The 19,646-nt window shown below is 47.1% G+C and carries 18 protein-coding genes and 1 other RNA gene; 18 read left to right on the top strand and 1 reads right to left on the bottom strand.

The features are described 5' to 3' along the window. Positions 1 to 130 precede the first annotated feature (130 nt). From yqfC to rnpB, 18 genes are all read left to right on the top strand, one after another. Positions 131 to 424: a sporulation protein YqfC gene (gene yqfC, locus WFI24_RS14965; RefSeq protein ID WP_145323259.1), complete on the top strand. Its 294-nt coding sequence runs from the start codon at positions 131 to 133 to the stop codon at positions 422 to 424. Continuing rightward, positions 421 to 1,614 carry a sporulation protein YqfD gene (yqfD, locus tag WFI24_RS14960; RefSeq protein WP_336761945.1) on the top strand — a complete coding sequence of 398 codons (1,194 nt, stop codon included), beginning with the start codon at positions 421 to 423 and terminating at the stop codon, positions 1,612 to 1,614. The genes yqfC and yqfD overlap by 4 nt, the downstream gene beginning before the upstream one ends. Before the next feature lie 6 nt (positions 1,615 to 1,620). Continuing rightward, complete coding sequence (locus tag WFI24_RS14955; protein ID WP_017687243.1) at positions 1,621 to 2,592, top strand: PhoH family protein; 972 nt, start codon at positions 1,621 to 1,623, stop codon at positions 2,590 to 2,592. 16 nt (positions 2,593 to 2,608) lie between these two features. Further along, the gene (locus tag WFI24_RS14950; protein ID WP_145323253.1) at positions 2,609 to 4,858 is read left to right on the top strand and encodes an HD family phosphohydrolase; all 2,250 of its coding nucleotides are present in this window, start codon (positions 2,609 to 2,611) and stop codon (positions 4,856 to 4,858) included. A gap of 113 nt (positions 4,859 to 4,971) precedes the next feature. Then, a complete protein-coding gene (gene ybeY / locus WFI24_RS14945; protein WP_336761942.1) occupies positions 4,972 to 5,469 on the top strand; it encodes an rRNA maturation RNase YbeY in 498 nt (165 codons plus the stop codon). After that, positions 5,469 to 5,840 (top strand): diacylglycerol kinase family protein, encoded by a 372-nt coding sequence (locus WFI24_RS14940; protein WP_336761940.1) that lies wholly within the window; start codon positions 5,469 to 5,471, stop codon positions 5,838 to 5,840. Before ybeY ends, WFI24_RS14940 begins: the two co-directional genes overlap by 1 nt. A gap of 299 nt (positions 5,841 to 6,139) precedes the next feature. Continuing rightward, positions 6,140 to 6,553, top strand: a complete 414-nt coding sequence (locus WFI24_RS14935; protein WP_145323249.1) for a cytidine deaminase — start codon at positions 6,140 to 6,142, stop codon at positions 6,551 to 6,553. A 37-nt stretch (positions 6,554 to 6,590) separates the two neighbouring features. Beyond that, a complete protein-coding gene (era, locus tag WFI24_RS14930; protein WP_145323247.1) occupies positions 6,591 to 7,490 on the top strand; it encodes a GTPase Era in 900 nt (299 codons plus the stop codon). 104 nt (positions 7,491 to 7,594) lie between these two features. After that, a complete protein-coding gene (locus WFI24_RS14925) occupies positions 7,595 to 7,735 on the top strand; it encodes a YqzL family protein (RefSeq protein ID WP_145323245.1) in 141 nt (46 codons plus the stop codon). A 33-nt stretch (positions 7,736 to 7,768) separates the two neighbouring features. Continuing rightward, positions 7,769 to 8,521 carry a DNA repair protein RecO gene (gene recO, locus WFI24_RS14920; protein ID WP_336761936.1) on the top strand — a complete coding sequence of 251 codons (753 nt, stop codon included), beginning with the start codon at positions 7,769 to 7,771 and terminating at the stop codon, positions 8,519 to 8,521. Between the two features lie 410 nt (positions 8,522 to 8,931). Further along, positions 8,932 to 9,819 (top strand): glycine--tRNA ligase subunit alpha, encoded by an 888-nt coding sequence (glyQ, locus tag WFI24_RS14915; protein ID WP_145323243.1) that lies wholly within the window; start codon positions 8,932 to 8,934, stop codon positions 9,817 to 9,819. Further along, entirely contained in the window at positions 9,812 to 11,887 is a 2,076-nt protein-coding gene (glyS, locus tag WFI24_RS14910) for a glycine--tRNA ligase subunit beta (protein ID WP_336761935.1), read from the top strand. The genes glyQ and glyS overlap by 8 nt, the downstream gene beginning before the upstream one ends. A gap of 229 nt (positions 11,888 to 12,116) precedes the next feature. Continuing rightward, positions 12,117 to 12,584, top strand: coding sequence for a YaiI/YqxD family protein (locus WFI24_RS14905; protein WP_440131283.1), 468 nt, complete (start codon positions 12,117 to 12,119; stop codon positions 12,582 to 12,584). Positions 12,585 to 12,631: 47 nt separating this feature from the next. Next, positions 12,632 to 14,452, top strand: a complete 1,821-nt coding sequence (gene dnaG, locus WFI24_RS14900; protein ID WP_336761932.1) for a DNA primase — start codon at positions 12,632 to 12,634, stop codon at positions 14,450 to 14,452. Positions 14,453 to 14,495: 43 nt separating this feature from the next. After that, complete coding sequence (gene rpoD, locus WFI24_RS14895) at positions 14,496 to 15,635, top strand: RNA polymerase sigma factor RpoD (RefSeq protein ID WP_062835490.1); 1,140 nt, start codon at positions 14,496 to 14,498, stop codon at positions 15,633 to 15,635. 184 nt (positions 15,636 to 15,819) lie between these two features. Next, on the top strand, positions 15,820 to 16,578 hold the full coding sequence (locus tag WFI24_RS14890) for a tRNA (adenine(22)-N(1))-methyltransferase (RefSeq protein WP_336761929.1): 759 nt from the start codon (positions 15,820 to 15,822) through the stop codon (positions 16,576 to 16,578). Further along, complete coding sequence (locus tag WFI24_RS14885; protein ID WP_336761927.1) at positions 16,554 to 17,669, top strand: Nif3-like dinuclear metal center hexameric protein; 1,116 nt, start codon at positions 16,554 to 16,556, stop codon at positions 17,667 to 17,669. Before WFI24_RS14890 ends, WFI24_RS14885 begins: the two co-directional genes overlap by 25 nt. A gap of 82 nt (positions 17,670 to 17,751) precedes the next feature. After that, an RNA gene (rnpB, locus tag WFI24_RS14880) (RNase P RNA component class A) lies at positions 17,752 to 18,160 on the top strand. Positions 18,161 to 18,410: 250 nt separating this feature from the next. Here the strand turns inward: rnpB and WFI24_RS14875 are convergent. After that, a complete protein-coding gene (locus WFI24_RS14875) occupies positions 18,411 to 19,640 on the bottom strand; it encodes an aminotransferase-like domain-containing protein (RefSeq protein WP_145323233.1) in 1,230 nt (409 codons plus the stop codon). Positions 19,641 to 19,646 lie beyond the last annotated feature (6 nt).

Genomic DNA, 19,646 nt, shown 5'->3' with positions numbered 1-19,646 from the left:
CCGCCGGAGACGGCTTTTTCTGTGTTCTTTACTTTTTTCTCAACATTCGCCCCTAACACGACCCGGAATTTTCATAAATTCATGAATCTGCGCATAAGTTGAACTGTAGAGGAAGGGGGAAGACCTTCGAATGACCCGGATCAGCCGCAAGCTGCGCAGATGGACCAGTGAAGTGTTGGATCTGCCGCAGGATGTGCTTTATGATATGCCACGGTTAACCCTGATCGGCAGCAAGCAACTGTATATAGAGAATCATCGCGGTGTCATCCATTTCACGCCGGATCGTATCGTGCTGGCTCTTTCACAAGGCCAGTTGGAGATCAAAGGAACTGCCTTGGTGATACGCAACATTTTACCGGATGAAGTAGCTGTTGAAGGAACGATTCTGGATATTCATATGAATGGAGTGGAGGGGAACGCATGAAGCAGCCCAGTCTGTACAAACTGCGGGGAGCAGTCCGAATCACGGTCACTGGGGGAGACATTGAAGCATTGATCAACACGGTGGCAGAGCAGGGACTGGAAGTGTGGAACCTGCGTGCTCACGATGGACGCGTGGCAGAGATGAACATTCTGCTGCCGCATTTTTTCAGGTTGCGTCCTGTGTTGAAACGGACAGGCTGCAGAGTGAAAGTAACCCACCGCAGCGGTTTTCCTTTTTTTGCAGCCCGACTATTGCGAAGGAAGTTTTTTCTCGGAGGAATGCTGTTTTTTGTGGCAGCTTTGTTTGCGTTGTCGTCTATGGTATGGAATGTGGAGGTCAAGGGTAACGTCACCATTCCTACGGACGAAGTGCTCGCAGCAGCGAAGAAAGAGGGGGTATACCCTTTCCAGTGGGCGTTCCGCTTGCAAAGCCAAGACAAGCTCTCCAGGCAACTTGCACTTGCTCTGCCGGATGTAACCTGGATCGGGGTGAGCAAAGAGGGGACAACCATTACCATTCAAGTCGTGGAGTCTGCACAACCGAAGCGCGAACCGTTACTGAACCCGAGACATCTGATCAGCAAAGCAGATGCTGTCGTCACTCAAATCTATGCGGAGCAGGGGCGTCCTGTCGTTCAGAAGGACATGCGTGTCAAAAAGGGTCAGGTACTGATCTCAGGTATTCTCGGAGATGAGGAGAACACCAAGACTATCGTTGCCAAAGGAGAAGTTCGTGGTCTGGTATGGCGTGAGTATCAGGTAGAAGTCCCGCTTGTGCAAAAACATAACACGATGACCGGTGAGAGCAAAGAGCGCTTTTACATGGTGCTGGGAAAATGGGCGATCCAGCTGTGGGGATACGGAAATACTCCGTTCACTTCTTTTGATACCGAGAGTAATCATAAACCACTGACCTGGAGATCCTTTACACTTCCCATGGGCTGGTTGACAGAGAAGGATGTGGAGACCCGTGAACATGAGGAACAACAGACCATAGAGTGGGCCAGAGCGAAAGGATTGGAAGGAGCAAGGAACGATATTATTGCCAAAAATGGCAAAGGAACGAAAATTATAAGTGAAAAAATTTTGCATGAGAAGAAAGAGAATGGTAAAGTTTATATGAAAGTCTTATTTGAAGTAGAAGAAAGCATTGCGGAAGAACTTCCGCTAGTCCATAGTCAAGGAGAATGAGGATATTTGTCAGAGCAAACACGCAGTATACAAATCTCCCTCCAGAGTGCGGGAGAGGGCCAATCTCTGTTTGGACCCCAAGATACTTTTCTTAAACTGATTGAATCCGAGATTCCTGCCCAGATTGCATCCCGTGAAGCGGAGATTGTGATTTTCGGCAATGCACAGCAGGTGGAATCGCTTGAACAATTATTTGATGTGTTACTGCAATTGATACGCAATGGATATGTGTTAACCGAGAGAGATGTGAAGTATGCGATTGAACTTGCCAAGGATATGCGGGCAGACCAGCTATTGGACCTGTTCAAGGGTGAGATTACGACGACATACCGAGGTAAACCAATCCGTGTTAAAACCATTGGGCAGAAGCACTATGTAACTACAATTAAAAAACGTGATATTGTATTTGGCATTGGTCCTGCTGGTACAGGTAAAACCTACCTTGCTGTTGTACTGGCTGTTGCCGCAATCAAGGAAGGCAGCGTCAAACGCATTGTGCTTACACGGCCTGCTGTTGAAGCAGGAGAGAGTCTTGGGTTTTTGCCAGGTGATCTGCAGGAGAAGGTAGACCCGTACTTGAGACCGCTGTACGATGCCCTGTATGACGTTATGGGACAGGAACAGACCGCGAAGGCACTGGAGCGAGGGTTAATCGAAATCGCGCCACTCGCCTACATGCGGGGGCGTACGCTGGATGACTCCTTCATCATTCTTGATGAAGCACAGAACACAACACCGGAACAGATGAAGATGTTCCTGACCCGTCTTGGTTTTGGCTCCAAAATGGTCATCACCGGAGACGTGACACAGATTGATTTACCGCGTGGTAAGAAATCCGGGCTTGTGGAAGCGAATACGATCTTGAACGAAGTTAACGAGATTGGATTTGTGTATTTTGCCGAGCAAGATGTTGTGCGGCATTCCCTTGTCCAGAAAATTATCGTGGCTTACAACCACGCCGCAGAAAATCAAGCATAGAAAGGGATTGTCTAAAGTGACCTCGAAGGAACCGTCAAAAGGCAAATCTTTTCAGAATAAGGCTACAGGATGGAAGTATAGCGTGTGGGCACGCTATCTTCTGTTTTTGTTTCTGGTGATTCTTTTCTACGTGAGTCTGGCTTCCAAGCTGCTCCCCGAGCGATATGATATCCAGGAAGGTACACGGAGCGAAGTTGATATTGCTGCGCCCATGCAGATTCCAAATAACAAGGCCACACTCAAAGCGCAGGAAGAAGCTGCTGAACGGGTACAGCCGATATTTCAGATCGTGCAGATGCGAAACGAAAATTTGATGACAACCCTGCTTGATCGTGTAGATCGATTGAATCAGGATGATCAGATTTCAAGTCAGGACAAGATTGATATTTATCGGGATGAAATCCCGCAGCGTCAGAAGGATTTTGTAACCAACTATATCAATAACAATCGGAAAGCCGGTACATACTCCGAGACTCTGTTGGAAGAGATCAGAAACGTGGTTCAGGAACAAAGTTATCGTATTCCTGAAGAAACTTACATCAAAATCTCGCGTCTGACATCAGATGATATCCAAGAGATGAAACCAGTTGCGAGGGATATTGTTGCCCGGTTAATGACCGATCAGATCAACGATGCAACCACTGCGCGTGCGAAAGTAGCCGAGATGGTGAGTGTGAGCTCGCTTAGTAAGCGTACGCAACGTGAGGTGGTGCAAGAACTTGCTCGCCTCGTGGTGACCGCTAACCGCTTCTACGATGAAGAGGGAACCAAAGAAGCGAAAGTTCAGGCGCGTGAGAACACACAAACGGTCTTCATTAAGCAAGGGGACACATTAGTTGCCAAGGGTGAAATGATCACCCCGGAAATGTATACGCTATTGGATGAGAATGACTTGCTGAAAAATGAAGTGAACTACTGGCCGCAGCTTGGACTTCTTATGTTTTCCTGCCTGTTGTCGGCAGCAATTCTGATGTATATTCAGCAAGGCAGCGGAACGCACTTTAAATATAATAATGCGCAACTGTTGATGCTTGTTCTCATTTTTATTATTACGATTGTGGTTATGCATGTGACGGCGATTATCCAGACCAATGAGAGGTCTTATGTAGGTTTCCTTGCTCCTGTTGCGGTAGGGGCGATGTTAATTGCACTTCTGCTGGATACCTCACTTGCCTTTGTATGTTCGATTTTGATCGGTATGTTGTCCAGCATTATTTTGAACACGCATCAGGGTCAGCTTTTTGACTTTGAACTGGGTTTCTTCGCTGTATTGGTTTCATTTGTTGCGATCTTCGCAACTCATAAGGCCAGCCAGCGATCAACGATCCTGAAAGGGGCCATTATGGTCTGTCTGTTCGGGTCCATAGCCGTCTTCACCTTGGCTTTGATTGACTCGGGCGATTGGAATCGAACCACGACACTGTATGGCGTAGGATTTGCATTTGCTGGTGGCGTGCTGACTGCCATACTGGTCATTGGACTGATGCCATTTTTCGAAACTTCATTTGGCATCTTGTCAGCGCTCAAACTGGTGGAACTGTCCAATCCGAACCATCCGCTTCTCCGCAAGTTGCTGACGGAGACACCAGGTACTTATCATCACAGCGTTATGGTAGGTAATCTGTCCGAAGCCGCGGCAGAGGCCATTGGAGCTAACGGATTGCTCTGCCGAGTGGGATCGTATTATCATGATATTGGCAAGACCAAGAGACCCATTTATTTTATTGAAAATCAGAATAATATGGAGAATCCGCATGATTCGATCGATCCGAAACTGAGCAAATCCATCATCGTTGCCCATGCACGTGATGGTGTGGAAATGCAGAAGGATTACAAACTGCCAAGACCTATTCGGGATATTGCGGAACAGCATCACGGCACAACATTTCTCCACTATTTCTATCACAAAGCACTGCGCCAAGCAGAGGAAGCAGGCGTTGAGCCTGATTTCACGGAAGAGGATTTCCGTTACCCTGGGCCGAAGGCTCAGTCCAAGGAATCTGCTATTGTTGGCATTGCCGATAGTGTGGAGGCTGCTGTGAGGTCTTTGCGCAAACCGACAGTGGAGCAGGTGGAGTCGATGATTGAGAAAATTATTAAAGGGCGATTGGACGATCATCAGTTCAACGATTGTGATCTTACGATGCGTGAACTGGATATCGTCGCCAGAACATTGAAGGAAACGGTGATGGGTATCTTCCACTCCAGGATAGAATATCCGGAGGAGATTAAGAAACCGAAGCCGACTTCGCCCGAAGCAGGCTAATTTAATAATAGTTCGTGTTCAAAAAGGTCGGTTTTCAGTACTGAGAAGATGGGATGAAGCTAGAAAGGCTTTTTGAACAACCTCTAATATGAGCAGACAGGAGTTATGAAAGAATGAGTCTTAATCTGGCATGGAATAATGAACAACAGGATAAAGAAATTACAGAACCGATGATTGCAATGCTGGAACAGTTGCTGAACCTTGCGGGAGAAGCAGAAGGTGTTGCAGACGGGGAAGTGGCTCTGACTTTTGTGAACGATGAGCAGATTCATGAGTTGAACCGTGATTATCGCGGCATTGACCGTCCAACGGATGTATTGTCTTTTGCGATGAACGAGACGGTGGATGAAGAGCTCGATATTATCTATGATCTGGACGAAGATGAAGAAATGGAAGAAATGCCGGATGTTCTTGGAGACATCATCATTTCCGTACCACGGACCATCCTGCAAAGTGAGGAGTATGGACATTCATTTGAACGTGAACTTGGTTTTCTGTTTGTTCATGGCTTCTTGCACCTGCTCGGATACGACCATCAGGATGAAGCTAGTGAGGCTGAAATGATGGGCAAACAAGAAGCGGTATTGGCCCAGGCCGGGTTGACACGATAATGAAAAGGCGCTCCTGGGGTCTGGTATTCCGCAATGCTGCGGAAGGAATCGCATATGGGTTGCGGACTCAGCGTAATGTGAGAGTTCACACGGGAGTGGCTGTTTTGATGTGTGTAGCCGGCTTTTATTTCAGAATCTCAAGAACGGATTGGATGTTTGTGCTGACCGCAGTCTTTTTGGTCCTGGTGACTGAATTGATGAACACGGCTGTAGAAGCTGCAGTTGATTTGGCACATCCCCATATCCATCCGCTGGCAAAAGCGGCGAAGGATACCGCGGCTGGTGCAGTTCTGCTGGCTGCGGTATTCGCCGTCATCATCGGTTGTATCGTTTTCATGAAGCCGGTGATGAGCTGTCTAGGTTTGTATTGATTCTGTATTAACTTTGTTTGGATTTGATTTTAATACTACACAACTTTGTGGAGTTAGACCTTGTTTAAGTTGAACATGTAGTCATTACACGATAACGAAGAGGACAGAAATAAACCTGTAGAAGCGAAGCGTTCGCCTTTATCCCCGGATTTTCACATTGAAAAGTGAATCAAAAAATCTGGGGATAACAGTGATCGAAGGGTTATTCTGGACTCGGAGTGACTAGTGTAAATTTGGCTTTGTTTGAACTTAATTCGTAGGTAGTAACTTTATATTGCACCCTAAGGGAGAGAATATTGATGGATAACGGTTTGTTAATGCAGGAAGCAATTAAGGCACGTACGAAGGCGTATACGCCTTATTCCCATTTTGGTGTAGGTGCGGCTTTGCTTGACAGTGAAGGACATGTGCATCATGGTTGTAATATTGAGAATGCTGCTTATTCCCCAGGTAACTGTGCTGAACGTACAGCGATGTTCAGTGCCATTGCAGGTGGACAGAAGCCTCGCAGCTTCAAAGCGATTGCCATTGTAGGAGACACGGATGGTCCGATTGCTCCTTGTGGTGTATGTCGTCAGGTCATGTACGAGCTGTGTGAACCGGATATGAAAGTCATCTTGGGGAACATGAAAGGTGATCTGCAAGAGACGACTGTTGCGGAACTGTTACCTTGGGCTTTTGGGCCATCTGATCTGAATTCTGCCAAAAAATAAACCAATATTCCAGGCCTAGGCGCCTGAGGAGGAACATATGAAAAAACAAGCATTTAAATCCGGTTTTGTAGCCATTATTGGACGTCCGAACGTAGGTAAATCCACATTGATGAACCAGGTTATCGGACAAAAAATCGCGATTATGTCGGACAAACCGCAAACCACTCGTAATAAGATTCATGGTGTGTATACATCAGAACATCAGCAAATCGTTTTCCTGGATACACCGGGTATTCACAAACGTCAATCCAAACTTGGCGATTACATGAACCAGACTGCTCTGAACACGCTCGGAGAAGTGGAAGCAGCACTGTTCTTGATTGACGCTTCGGAAGGAATGGGTGGCGGTGATCGTTATATTGCGGAACAGTTGAAAAATATCCGTACTCCTGTCATTCTCGTCATGAATAAAATTGACAAAATTGAGCCGGAAGCATTGCTGCCCCTTATGGAGGAGTATCGCAAACTGCATGATTTCGCTGAAATCGTGCCTGTATCTGCCAAGCTGGGTAGCAATGTAAGCACCTTGCTCGAACAGCTTGGGAAGTATTTGCCTGAAGGTCCACAGTACTATCCTGATGACCAGGTCACTGACCATCCGGAACAGTTTGTATGTGCAGAGTTGATTCGTGAGAAGATTCTACAGATGACTCGTGAAGAAGTACCTCACTCCATTGCTGTAACGATTGAAGATATGAAAGTACAGGATAACGGTGTCGTTTATATCTCAGCCGTCATATTTGTGGAACGGGACTCACAAAAAGGGATCATTATCGGGAAGCAGGGTGCTCTTCTGAAAGAAGTGGGTAAACGAGCTCGACACGACATTCAGAACCTCCTCGGTTCCAAAATTTTCATGGATCTATGGGTTAAAGTGAAAAAAGACTGGAGAAATCAGGATCGGGTTCTGCGTGACCTTGGCTTTGGCCGCGATTAATGATTTGAGTTTTATCCAGTAATTGCAACACATAGTTTACCTTGCAAGACTCCATCCTATTTGGTAGATGCAGACGTCATTTCCGAAGAGAGGATGAAATTCCGATGCGAGATTTTTCGTGGAAGGTTTTTGCGATGACGGGGGATGTGGAGTCCTATTTGTTATATACCGAGGCGTGTAACTCGTTAGGACAGGAGTCGGAACCTGCAAGGGAAGTGATTGAAGATGAAGAAGCCGAAGGATAACTGGCTAATTCGGGAATGGTTAGGTGACGAGTCATGCTATACAGGGTGGAAGGGATTGTCATCCGCAGCATGGATTACGGCGAAGGGAACAAAATTATTACGCTTTGCACCGAAAGCGGCGGGAAAGTAGGCGTACTCGTCCGCGGTGCCAAAAAGCCCAAGAGCCGACATGCTGCACTGGTGCAGCCGTTTACGTATGGTCAATATGTATATTTTCGCAATACGGGTCTAGGCACACTGAATGCTGGAGAAATTGTTGAATCCTATCATGAGTTGCGTGAAGATCTGGTCAAGGCCTCTTATGCCTCTTATGCGTGTGAACTATTGGATCGCGTGCTTCAGGATGAAGAGACAGGTACATTTTGGTTCAAACAGTTAAAGGCGTGTCTGCAGGCGTTGAAGGAAGAGAAAGATCCGGTTGTCATTACAAGTCTGTACGAAATGAAAATATTGCAGGCATCCGGTTATGGTCCGCAGTTCGATGAGTGTATCTCCTGTAACCAGGAGCGACCGGATGAGCAGTTGTTTATCAGTCCAAGACTTGGCGGCGCCCTGTGTCGTGCATGCAAGCATTTCGATCCTCCGGCGATGTCAGTCAGTCCAAAGGCTCTGAAGTTGTTGCGCTTGTTCGCGCAGTTGGATCTGCAGCGCTTGGGGAATATATCAGTGAGTGAGTCTACCCGTGATGAGATCAAAAAGCTGATGCGTGCCTTTATGGATCATCAGCTTGGTCTGAATCTTAAATCCCGTTCTTTCCTCGATCAGATGGAGAAGTACGGGATTTGAGGCGTTTATGTGGAAGTGAAACTATATCTTGACTTCATACTAGATTTTATATATTATGAAATATAATTTCTCTTTATGAGACATGCATTGAACGAGAAAGTAAAAGACTGGATTTATTGCATTTATGGGGACAAGTCGTTGTAGAACACTTGGATATCATGAATAAGCGAGTTGGGGATGGTGGGAGCCTGACTGAATCGGTCTTTGAAACGGCACTCGGGAGCATGAATGGACACGGAAAAGTGGGCTGGAATCAACAGGATTATCCTGTTGGATCCAAGCCAAGTAGGGTGGAACCGCGGGAATAGCTCTCGTCCCTACGTCTGTACAACAGGCGTAGGACGGGGGCTATTTATTGTTGTCTGCGCCGTTCTAAGCTTGCTAACAAACCATTGAAAAGGAGCATGATTATGAATTTTCAGCAGATGATTCTAACGCTGCAACAATTCTGGGCCGAGCATAACTGTATTATTGTCCAGCCATACGATACGGAAAAAGGGGCAGGTACGATGAACCCGATGACCTTTTTACGTTCGCTTGGACCCGAACCTTGGAAAGTGGCCTATGTAGAGCCTTCCCGTCGTCCTTCGGACGGACGTTATGGTGAGAACCCTAACCGGCTGTATCAGCATCATCAGTTCCAGGTAATCATCAAGCCTTCTCCGGACAATATTCAGGAAATTTATCTGGAAAGTCTGAAGCGTCTGGGCATTGATCCGCTTAAACATGATATTCGGTTTGTTGAAGATAACTGGGAGAATCCTTCCCTTGGTTGTGCAGGTCTTGGTTGGGAAGTATGGTTGGACGGAATGGAGATTACGCAATTCACGTATTTCCAACAGGTTGGTGGAATCGAGACGAATCCGGTAGCTGTTGAAATTACGTATGGTATGGAGCGTTTGGCTTCTTACATTCAGGAAAAAGAAAATGTGTTTGATCTGGAATGGGTGGAAGGTATCACTTATGGTGATGTATTCCGTCAGCCAGAATTCGAACATTCCAAATATACGTTTGAAGTATCTGATGTCAAAATGCTGTTTACACTCTTCAACATGCACGAAGAAGAAGCAAACAAAGCCATGGCGCAACATTTGGTATTCCCTGCATATGACTATGTGCTGAAATGTTCCCACACGTTCAACCTGTTGGATGCACGTGGGGCCATCAGTGTAACGGAACGTACGGGTTACATCACTCGTGTCCGTAATCTGGCTCGTCAAGTCGCTGCAACATATATGGAAGAGCGTGAGAAGCTAGGCTTCCCGCTAATCAAGAAAGGGGGAGCCGAGCATGTCTAAGGAGCTGTTGTTTGAAATCGGATTGGAAGAAGTACCTGCACGCTTCATGCGCGCAGCAATCGCACAGCTGCAAGAGCGTGTCGTGAAATGGCTTGACGCATCCCGTATTGCTTATGGTGAAGTGAATGCGTATGCCACACCTCGCCGACTGGCTGTTTTGATTCAGAATGTGGCTGAAAAGCAGGAAGATATCGAGGAAGAAGTGAAAGGTCCTTCACGCAAAATTGCACTGGACGACAGTGGCAATTGGAGCAAGGCAGCACTCGGATTCGCCCGCAGTCAAGGTGTTGAACCGGACCAGTTTACGTTCAAGGAATTGAACGGTGTCGAATATATCTATGCAACGAAGAGCAGTAAAGGTGTGGAAACGGCTTCTGTGATTGGCGAAGGACTGCTTTCTGTATTACATGCCATGACGTTCCCGAAATTCATGCGTTGGGCTTCCTATGATTTCAAATTTGTACGTCCAATCCGCTGGATTGTGGCTATGCTCGGCAGTGATGTCATCGATCTGGAAGTGACAGGTGTCAAGTCTGGTAATGTAACTCGAGGACATCGTTTCCTCGGTAAGGAGGCCCTGATTTCCAATCCGTCTTCATATGTGGAAGTGCTGCGTTCCGAACATGTTATTGCAGATATCCAGGAACGTGAACAGATGATTGTATCCCAGATTCAGGCATTAGCTGCTGAGAAAAAATGGGATATTGCGATCAAGGAAGACTTGCTGGAGGAAGTCCTGTTCCTGGTGGAGACACCTACAGTGTTGTTCGGGACATTCGACTCATCATTTTTGAATATTCCACAAGAAGTATTGATTACTTCCATGCGTGAGCATCAACGTTATTTCCCTGTACTGGACAATGAGGGACAATTGTTGCCATTCTTCGTGACGGTACGTAACGGTGGAAGTGATTCACTGGACGTTATTGCAAAAGGGAATGAAAAAGTACTGCGTGCACGTCTGTCTGATGCCAAGTTCTTCTATGAGGAAGACCAGAAGCTACAGATTAAGGATGCACTGTCGAAGCTTGAAAGTATCGTCTTCCAGGAAGAGCTTGGTACGGTTGGAGATAAAGTACGACGCATTCGCAAAATTGCCGATGGAATTGCTGCCAAACTGCAAGTATCCGGTGATGTTGCCGAATCCGTTAGCCGCTCAGCAGATATCTGCAAATTCGATCTGGTGACACTGATGGTGGGTGAATTCCCGGAACTGCAAGGTGTGATGGGTGAGGATTACGCTCGTAAAGCTGGTGAAAAAGAAGAGGTGGCCAAAGCCGTATTTGAACACTATCAGCCACGTTTTGCCGGAGATCAATCCCCCGCTTCGCTTGTCGGTGCCATTGTGAGTGCTGCGGATAAAATGGATACAATCGTGGGATGTTTCTCCATCAACATCATTCCAACGGGTTCTCAGGATCCGTATGCGCTGCGCCGTCAGGCTGCAGGTATTGTACAGATTTTGCTGGATCACAAGCTTCCGCTGACATTGTCAGACGTGTTCGGAGTGGCACTTCAAGTGCATGCCCAGATGAACCTGTTGAAACGTGCAGATGAAGAGGTTCGTAAAGATCTGCAAGACTTCTTCGGTCTTCGTGTGAAAAAATTGTTGTCCGAAACCGTCCGTTACGATGTAGTGGATGCCGTAATTTCTTCCGGATTCGATGATATCAGCGCTGTGGTTCCAAAAGGTGAAGCGTTGATGGCGGCTGTTCTGACAGGAGACGCATTCAAAACAACGGTTGAATCGTTCAACCGTGTGGGTAATTTGGCTGCCAAAGCATCCAATGCTTCCGTACATCCAGAACTGTTCACAGAAGATGGAGAGCGTCAGCTACATGAGTCATGGAGCAAAACGAATGCAGAATATCGTCAGGCGTTAACTCAGCATGATGCTGCTGAAGCACTGGCTATTGCATCCGCTTGGAAGGATGGTATTACCTCATTCTTCGATTCGGTCATGGTTATGGCTGAAGATGAGGCTGTCCGTGCGAATCGACTTGCCTTGCTCGCGGCTATTGATCGTGACTTGAAAGGATTTGCTGATTTTTCCAAGTTGGTTTGGTAATTGGGCGTAAATCATGAGCCCTTTTCCACAGACTTGGAGCAAAGCTAAAATTCAGTATTAAAGAAGGATATATGAGGGTATAAATATACGGAACGGGTTGTGAAATGTATTTTTTACAACCGCTCCGTATTTTAGCCTTTGATTTCCCTTGTTCCGGCAGAAGGATTTTGCCTGGCCGAGGTCGTATATTACAATATGCAGCTATTTTATGAAACCGGGTGGTCTGGGTTTGAGTGAGTTAAATATACGCCACATTGTTGTGGATGGTGATGCTTGTCCGGTCAAAACCGAGATTGCGCAAACCGCTCGCCTTTTCAACATCCCTGTACTGTTAGTCTCTTCATTTGATCATTTGCTTCAAGGAGGAGAAGGGGTGCGTACCGTGCAAGTGGATCGAAGTGATCAGAGCGCAGACCTCTATATTGCTAATCATATTAAGCCATACGATGTGGTTATTACTCAGGACTATGGACTTGCGGCACTTGCGCTTGGCAAACGTTGTTATGTTTTATCCTTTCGTGGTCGTGAATTTAACGATCGGGACATTGATTTCATGTTGGATTCTCGTCATACTGCGGCCAAAGCACGAAAAAGAGGCCATTACGGGAAAGGCCCAAAGCCTTTCACAGAGCAGGATCGAGAAATTTTTCAACATAAACTGACAAAACTTTTAAAAGATTTGCAGGAGAATGTGTAAGTTTATCGAATTATATTTACGTGTTGAAGAGATGAAGGTGGCCAGTGATGAGTACCGGACAAGGCGGTATACCCGAAAGTATTATTGAATCGGTGTTACAGCAGAATGATATCGTCGATACGGTGAGCCGATTTGTGCATCTGACCAAGCAGGGGAAGTATATGAAAGGCCTCTGTCCTTTTCATTCCGAGAAGACGCCTTCGTTCACCGTTACACCTGAGAAACAAATTTTCTACTGCTACGGTTGCGGCACGGGCGGAAATGCCATCAAATTCAGGATGGAAATCGAAGGGTTATCCTTTCCCGAGGCTGTCAAGACGATGGCGGAAGAAAGCCACATCTCTATGGGGGACTGGCAAGGGCGTGAATCTGCTCATGTGAATCCGGAGACGGAACGTCTGTTGGAGGCCTATGAGCTTACCGCGAAGCTGTATCATTTTTTGTTGAAAAATACAGAACACGGCAAGTCAGCCATGGAGTATTTACGCTCACGAGGTTTTGGCGACAAGTTAATTGACCAATTCCAGATTGGTTTTGCACCAAATCGATGGGATACATTGGTACAATTTCTCGAAAAACGTAACTATCCGCTCGAAGAGATGGAAAAGGGTGGGCTTCTCTCACCGCGAAATGAAGGTCAGGGATATGTGGATCGATTCCGCGACCGGATTATGTTTCCGATTAACGGCAGGAGCGGTAAGCCAATTGCATTTGCAGGGCGCATATTGGGAGACGGGCAACCGAAGTATCTAAATTCACCGGAAACCCGGTTATTTAACAAAAGCCGTGTTCTCTATAATCTGCATCATGCCAAAAATGCAATTCGCAAACAAAGGCAAGCCATTTTGTTCGAGGGATATGGTGATGTCATCTCCGCATGGGATCAGGATATCCAGAATGGTGTTGCGGCAATGGGTACTGCGCTAACTGAGAATCAGGCACTGATGCTCAAAGGCATGTGCGACGAGGTCATCATATGTTATGACGGTGACCGTGCAGGACAGGCTGCTGCACTCAAAAACTTCCCGATTCTTGAGGAAGCCGGATTGCAGGTCAAAGTGGCTCTCATTCCTGAGGGACTTGACCCGGATGATTTTATCCGGAAGCATGGTGGGGAGCGGTTCCGAAACCAGATTGTGGACGGTGCTGTGACCACTACAAAATTTAAACTTATAAACCTAAAAAAAAGCCATATACTGCTAGAGGGTGGCGGACAAATCGCCTATTCGAAAGAAGCAGTAAAATTGATTGCCCCCTTACCTTCTCCAACAGAGCGGGAAGTATATCTTCGTGAACTGGCTGCTGAAGTGGACGTATCCTTCGAAACATTGAAGCAGGAGTGTAATGAAGAGCGGGAAGCAATGAAAAATAACCTCCAGTTTGGGGATAATAACCCGAAAAGGTGGAATAATGGTAGGCAACAAAATAGGCAGGTGCCTACACCCAATCTGTTGCCAGCTTACCACGCTGCGGAACGCAAACTGATCGCCTGGATGTTGCAGGATGATGAGGCCGCCCAGTACGTGAACGAGCATCTTGGTGAAGCTTTTAACTTGGATGATCATGCAGCTATTGCTGCTTATCTATATGCCTACTATGCGCAAGGCAAACCGTCGGATACAAGCCGTTTTATGTCTTCACTGCATGACGATCGCCTGGAAAAAACGGTCAGTTCAATCTCGATGATGGATGGTCCAGGTGAATGGAGTATTCAAATGCTCGATGATTGCATCAGGGAAGTGCTGAAGTATCCGCGTAAGAAAGAGTACGATATGAAAAAAGAAGAAATGATTGCTGCAGAGCGGGCAGGTGATTCTGTACGCGCGGCACAGATTGCAATTGAAATGATTGCCCTAGAGAGACAGTGAACGTCTGATTATTGGATGTTTCTAGGGAGGAGGGAGTCGAGTTATGGCGAATGATCAGCATACTGAACTAGAAACAGAATTGACACTGGATCAGGTTAAAGATCAATTGATTGAATCAGGTAAGAAAAGAGCTTCGCTGAATTACAAGGAAATTATAGAGAAACTCTCTCCTTTTGAGCAGGATGCAGAGCAAATGGATGAGTTCTATGAGCAACTGAGCGATCTGGGTATCGATGTAGTGAATGAAAATGATGAAGAGGTTACACTTCGTCCTAGTGAAGATTCCGAGAACAACACCAGAGAGGGAGAGGACGAATTCCACTTTGATGATGATCTGAGCTTGCCGCCAGGTATCAAAATCAATGACCCTGTCCGTATGTATCTCAAGGAAATTGGTCGTGTGCCATTGTTGTCGGCAGATGATGAAGTTCAACTGGCCAAACGGATTGAGAACGGGGATGAAGAAGCCAAGCGTCGTCTCGCTGAAGCGAACCTGCGTCTCGTAGTCAGTATCGCCAAGCGTTACGTTGGACGTGGAATGTTGTTCCTTGATTTGATTCAGGAAGGTAATATGGGTCTGATCAAAGCGGTTGAGAAGTTTGACCACAAAAAAGGATACAAGTTCAGTACGTATGCTACATGGTGGATTCGCCAAGCGATCACTCGTGCTATTGCTGACCAGGCGCGTACAATTCGTATACCTGTGCACATGGTGGAGACGATTAATAAGCTGATCCGGGTATCCCGTCAGCTGTTGCAGGAACTTGGGCGTGAACCGACTCCAGAAGAAATCGCTGCTGAGATGGATCTGAGTGTAGAGAAAGTTCGTGAAATTACGAAGATTGCACAGGAACCGGTTTCTCTTGAAACACCGATTGGTGAGGAAGATGATTCCCATCTGGGTGACTTTATTGAGGATCAGGAAGCACTTGCTCCGGCAGATGCTGCTGCGTATGAGTTGCTGAAAGAACAGCTCGAAGATGTACTGGATACTTTGACTGAGCGTGAAGAGAATGTTCTTCGTCTACGTTTTGGTCTGGACGATGGACGGACGAGAACGTTGGAGGAAGTGGGCAAGGTATTTGGTGTTACGCGTGAGCGTATTCGTCAGATTGAAGCCAAGGCTCTTCGTAAATTGCGCCACCCGAGTCGTAGTAAACGACTCAAGGATTTCCTCGAATAATCCAACTATGGGAGACTTTCCGCAAGACGCTTTAGCGGCGGCGGGGTCTCCTTTATTTTTAATTTGAACGTCTTGATTTCTTGGTTTTGGAAATTCATCCTTGAAATGTTTGATTGGATTTTATTTTATCGCTTTTCCTTGTTCAATGCAAATCAATAAATTAAATGAATGGTGTAGGTGCTTCATGAAACTTTCGAATCGATTACAGCGAATACATGATCAAATTCCCGATGGTAGCCGCATGGCTGATATCGGTTCAGACCACGCGTTGCTGCCAGTAGCCGCGATCCGCAGTGGAAAAGCCGCAAGTGCCGTAGCTGGGGAAGTCAACCCTGGCCCTTATGATGCGGCATGCAAACAAGTCAGCGATGCTGGCATGAAAGAAAACATTACGGTGCGACGTGGAGACGGGCTTGAGGTGATCTCTGCGGGTGAAGTGGATGTCATCACCATTGCAGGTATGGGTGGGGCGTTGATTGCTTCTATTTTGGACAGAGGTATATCCAAACTGGAAGGAGTTCAGTTACTTATTTTGCAACCGAATGTGGGAGAGGACATCCTCAGACGTTGGTTGTTGGAGCATCACTGGGTGGTTGTAGCAGAACAGTTGCTCGAAGAAGATGGCAAGATCTATGAGATTATAACGGCGATGCCACAATCCGTAAGCCCGATTGCCAATGTTGAGGTGTATCGTGCACGTCCGCTTCAAGGCGGGGCGGAATTGACTGAAGATTTGCTGCTGCGGATGGGACCATATTTGGTGGATCGTCCAACGGATGTATTCTTTGCCAAATGGGAAAGTGAGATCATCAAACTGCAAGGGGTTGTAAACTCCATCTCCAAATCGGATCAGGATTCTTCCCGGGACAAGGCGGCTGAGGTAGAACGGCTTATCGCAAACTTGAAGGAGGTTTTGGCATGTTTGCCAAAGGTCAAACTGTAATTCAACTGATGGAGCAGCTCGCTCCAAAACATCTGGCTGTGCCGGATGACCGCATCGGTCTGCAGCTCGGCAGTTTGCAAAAAGAAATCAGTCACGTGCTTGTTGCTTTGGATGTGACGGATGAAGTGGTGGACGAAGCGATTCGTATCGGTGCCAATCTGATTATTGCCCATCATGCCATCATTTTCCGACCGGTTAAGTCACTGAGTACGGATACGCCTATGGGTAAATTGTATGAAAAGCTGATTAAGCATGATATTGCTGTCTATATCAGTCATACGAACCTGGACGTAGCCGAAGGTGGCATAAATGACTGGATGGCCGAAGCGCTCGGCATTGAGAGCAAGGAATCGCTGGAGGATGTACATACAGATCATCTGTACAAGCTGGCGGTATTCGTACCACGAACGCATCATGAACAGGTGCTTCAAGCGATCCTCGAAGCTGGAGCAGGAAGTATCGGTCAATACAACAAGTGCAGCTTCAATACGGAAGGTACAGGAACATTTGTACCCGGTGAAGGGACACAACCGTATATTGGTACCCAAGGGCAGATGGAACGTGTAGAAGAAATGCGGATTGAGACAATCGTGCCTCAAAGTCTGCGCAGTAAGGTCGTACAGGCGATGCTTAAGGCTCACCCGTATGAAGAAGTCGCTTATGACCTCTATGCAATGGATTTAAAGGGCCGTACGCTCGGCCTGGGACGCTTGGGACCCCTTAGGGAGCCTAAGACATTAGGTGAACTGGTGGAGGTCGTGAAGACCCAATTCAACGTGTCTCATGTTCGTGTTGTTGGAGATCTGAACAAGACAATCAAAAAGGCAGCAGTTCTTGGCGGCTCTGGCAGTCGTTATGCGCTCACAGCCCGCTTCAAAGGTGCGGATGTTATTGTGACCGGGGATATCGATTATCACACGGCACATGATGCGTTAATGGCAGGTATGTGCATCATTGATCCAGGGCATAATTCTGAGAAAATCATGAAACCGAAAACAGCGGATTGGCTTCGTTCTCGATTGGAAGATAAACGATATGAAACGCAAGTTACAGCTTCTGAGGTTAATACGGAAGTATTCCAGTTTATCTAAAAGGACAGGTGATGTCGGATTCCCAGTAATATTAAGCTTGTCTGGGAACCCAAATGCCTGTATACTATGTAATGTTGTTCGGAAAGCTTGACAGACAATCGCTGGTGGCCTTTGTTGCCACGAGAGGAAAGTCCGGGCTCCACAGGGCAGGATGCTGGATAACGTCCAGTCAGCGCGAGTTGAAGGATAGTGCCACAGAAATGGACCGCCGATGGCCGGATTTCCGGCACAGGCAAGGATGGAACCGAGGTGTAAGAGACCCCGAGGAACGCTGGTGACTTCGTTCCTGGTAAACCCCATCTGGAGCAAGACCTAATGGGACACAGTCAACTCTTCGGAGGAGACAGCCTTAGCCCGAGGTGTGTCTAGGTTGGTCGCTTGAGCTGTGCAGCAATGTATGGCCTAGATAGATGATTGTCGCTTCTGGTGGGAGGGTAGTTCCCGTATGAACCACGAAGAGCACAGAACCCGGCTTACGGTAAGCTTTCCTAACTGCAACAACAGCTTTACAGTGTAGTCCACCTATCAGTCGAGGACAATCCGTGAGATTCACCGATGGCCTGACTGATCAGAAGGACCCATGAAATTTACCACAATCGCATACTTCCTGTTCATGACAGGTCATATAAAATACGGCGGCAGTTCCGAGATTCTCGGTCTGCCGCCGTATTTGTGTTATATCAAGTAAATGTTTCGTACACTTTCACATTCAATGAATGGAAACAGTTGAATGACAGTGAATTACAGTGTAACCACACGGTCAGATTGTAATTCGGCATGCCAGCGCTGAATGGCCCGATCCATTCGTTCCACGGCTTCAGGGAGAAGCTCAGGATCTGTATGCGTAAAGTTGATTCGCATCCGGTTCAACTCTGGTGTGCCCGCATAGAAGGAATCACCTGGGACAATGCACACTTTCTCTTGGATACCGTAAGTGAAAAGATTGCTTGCCAGCATGCCTTCAGGCAGCTGTAGCCACAAGAACATGCCACCTTGAGGTGAATTCCACGAGATACCTTCCCATGATTTGGCTGCCATGAGTGTAGTCAGTGTTTTCATGCGTTGCTCGTAATCCTGTGAAATATGGCGGATATGCGCATCCAGATCGAAAGATTCAAGCAATGCATGAAGAGCTCTTTGGTCGATGCTGCTGGAATGCAAGTCGGCACCCTGTTTGGCCCGTGCTGCCATTTTGACAATGTCGGGAGCAGCCAGTATCCAGCCGGTACGAAGGCCTGGTGCTACCGTTTTGGAGAACGTACTGGTGTAGATAACATTGGAAGGGGCGCCATAGGAGGCTGCATCCAGTTCTGCGAGAGCAGGGACATCCAAATGTTCCGGATTGAATCGAATTTCGCCATATGGATCATCTTCCAGAATGAGCACACCATACTTGCGGCACAGATCCACAGCTTGTTGTCTTCTTTCTCTTGACCACACTTTACCCGTAGGATTGGAAAATGTTGGGTTGATATAAACAAGCTTTGGACGATGAAGTTGAAGCTGTTCCTCCAGAGATTCAGGCAACATGCCATGATCATCGCAGGCTACACCGTGAGATTCAGCCTGATAGGAATGGATAACTTGCAGAGCAGCGAGGTAGGTTGGTGATTCAACCAGTACGCGGTCACCCGGGTCGAGAAGGATGCGGCACACCAAATCAATGGATTGTTGTGAACCTGTAGTGAGAAGCATGTGGTCTGGTGAAGCGGGAATGCCCTTGGATTCAAGACGCTCGGCAATTTTGGCGCGAAGAGGACGGTATCCTTCAGTCTCCGCATATTGAAGAGCGGCTGCTCCGCTCATAAATACTTTTTCATATGCAACGCGGATGGCTTCCAGCGGGAACGAAGTTTGGGCTGGTAATCCACCTGCAAGTGAAATCATTCCAGGTGCCTGGGCGGCCTGGAGCATGTCGCGAACGACAGAGGACGGGGTGTTTTGTGCCATTTTGGACCAAGGGATACTCATGTTATT

Origin of the sequence: Paenibacillus sp. USHLN196, from assembly GCF_037144955.1 — a bacterium.
Classification (GTDB): domain Bacteria; phylum Bacillota; class Bacilli; order Paenibacillales; family Paenibacillaceae; genus Paenibacillus; species Paenibacillus xylanexedens_C.
This window is presented reverse-complemented; position numbering and strand designations above follow the sequence as displayed.

Excerpts from the sequence above, each read along its gene's own strand:
- yqfC (WP_145323259.1), top strand. The coding sequence starts at position 131 with ATGACCCGGATCAGCCGCAAGCTGCGCAGATGGACCAGTGAAGTGTTG.
- yqfD (WP_336761945.1), top strand. The coding sequence starts at position 421 with ATGAAGCAGCCCAGTCTGTACAAACTGCGGGGAGCAGTCCGAATCACG.
- ybeY (WP_336761942.1), top strand. The coding sequence starts at position 4,972 with ATGAGTCTTAATCTGGCATGGAATAATGAACAACAGGATAAAGAAATT.
- WFI24_RS14940 (WP_336761940.1), top strand. The coding sequence starts at position 5,469 with ATGAAAAGGCGCTCCTGGGGTCTGGTATTCCGCAATGCTGCGGAAGGA.
- WFI24_RS14935 (WP_145323249.1), top strand. The coding sequence starts at position 6,140 with ATGGATAACGGTTTGTTAATGCAGGAAGCAATTAAGGCACGTACGAAG.
- era (WP_145323247.1), top strand. The coding sequence starts at position 6,591 with ATGAAAAAACAAGCATTTAAATCCGGTTTTGTAGCCATTATTGGACGT.
- WFI24_RS14925 (WP_145323245.1), top strand. The coding sequence starts at position 7,595 with ATGCGAGATTTTTCGTGGAAGGTTTTTGCGATGACGGGGGATGTGGAG.
- recO (WP_336761936.1), top strand. The coding sequence starts at position 7,769 with ATGCTATACAGGGTGGAAGGGATTGTCATCCGCAGCATGGATTACGGC.
- glyQ (WP_145323243.1), top strand. The coding sequence starts at position 8,932 with ATGAATTTTCAGCAGATGATTCTAACGCTGCAACAATTCTGGGCCGAG.
- glyS (WP_336761935.1), top strand. The coding sequence starts at position 9,812 with ATGTCTAAGGAGCTGTTGTTTGAAATCGGATTGGAAGAAGTACCTGCA.
- dnaG (WP_336761932.1), top strand. The coding sequence starts at position 12,632 with ATGAGTACCGGACAAGGCGGTATACCCGAAAGTATTATTGAATCGGTG.
- rpoD (WP_062835490.1), top strand. The coding sequence starts at position 14,496 with ATGGCGAATGATCAGCATACTGAACTAGAAACAGAATTGACACTGGAT.
- WFI24_RS14890 (WP_336761929.1), top strand. The coding sequence starts at position 15,820 with ATGAAACTTTCGAATCGATTACAGCGAATACATGATCAAATTCCCGAT.
- WFI24_RS14885 (WP_336761927.1), top strand. The coding sequence starts at position 16,554 with ATGTTTGCCAAAGGTCAAACTGTAATTCAACTGATGGAGCAGCTCGCT.
- WFI24_RS14875 (WP_145323233.1), bottom strand. The coding sequence starts at position 19,640 with ATGAGTATCCCTTGGTCCAAAATGGCACAAAACACCCCGTCCTCTGTC.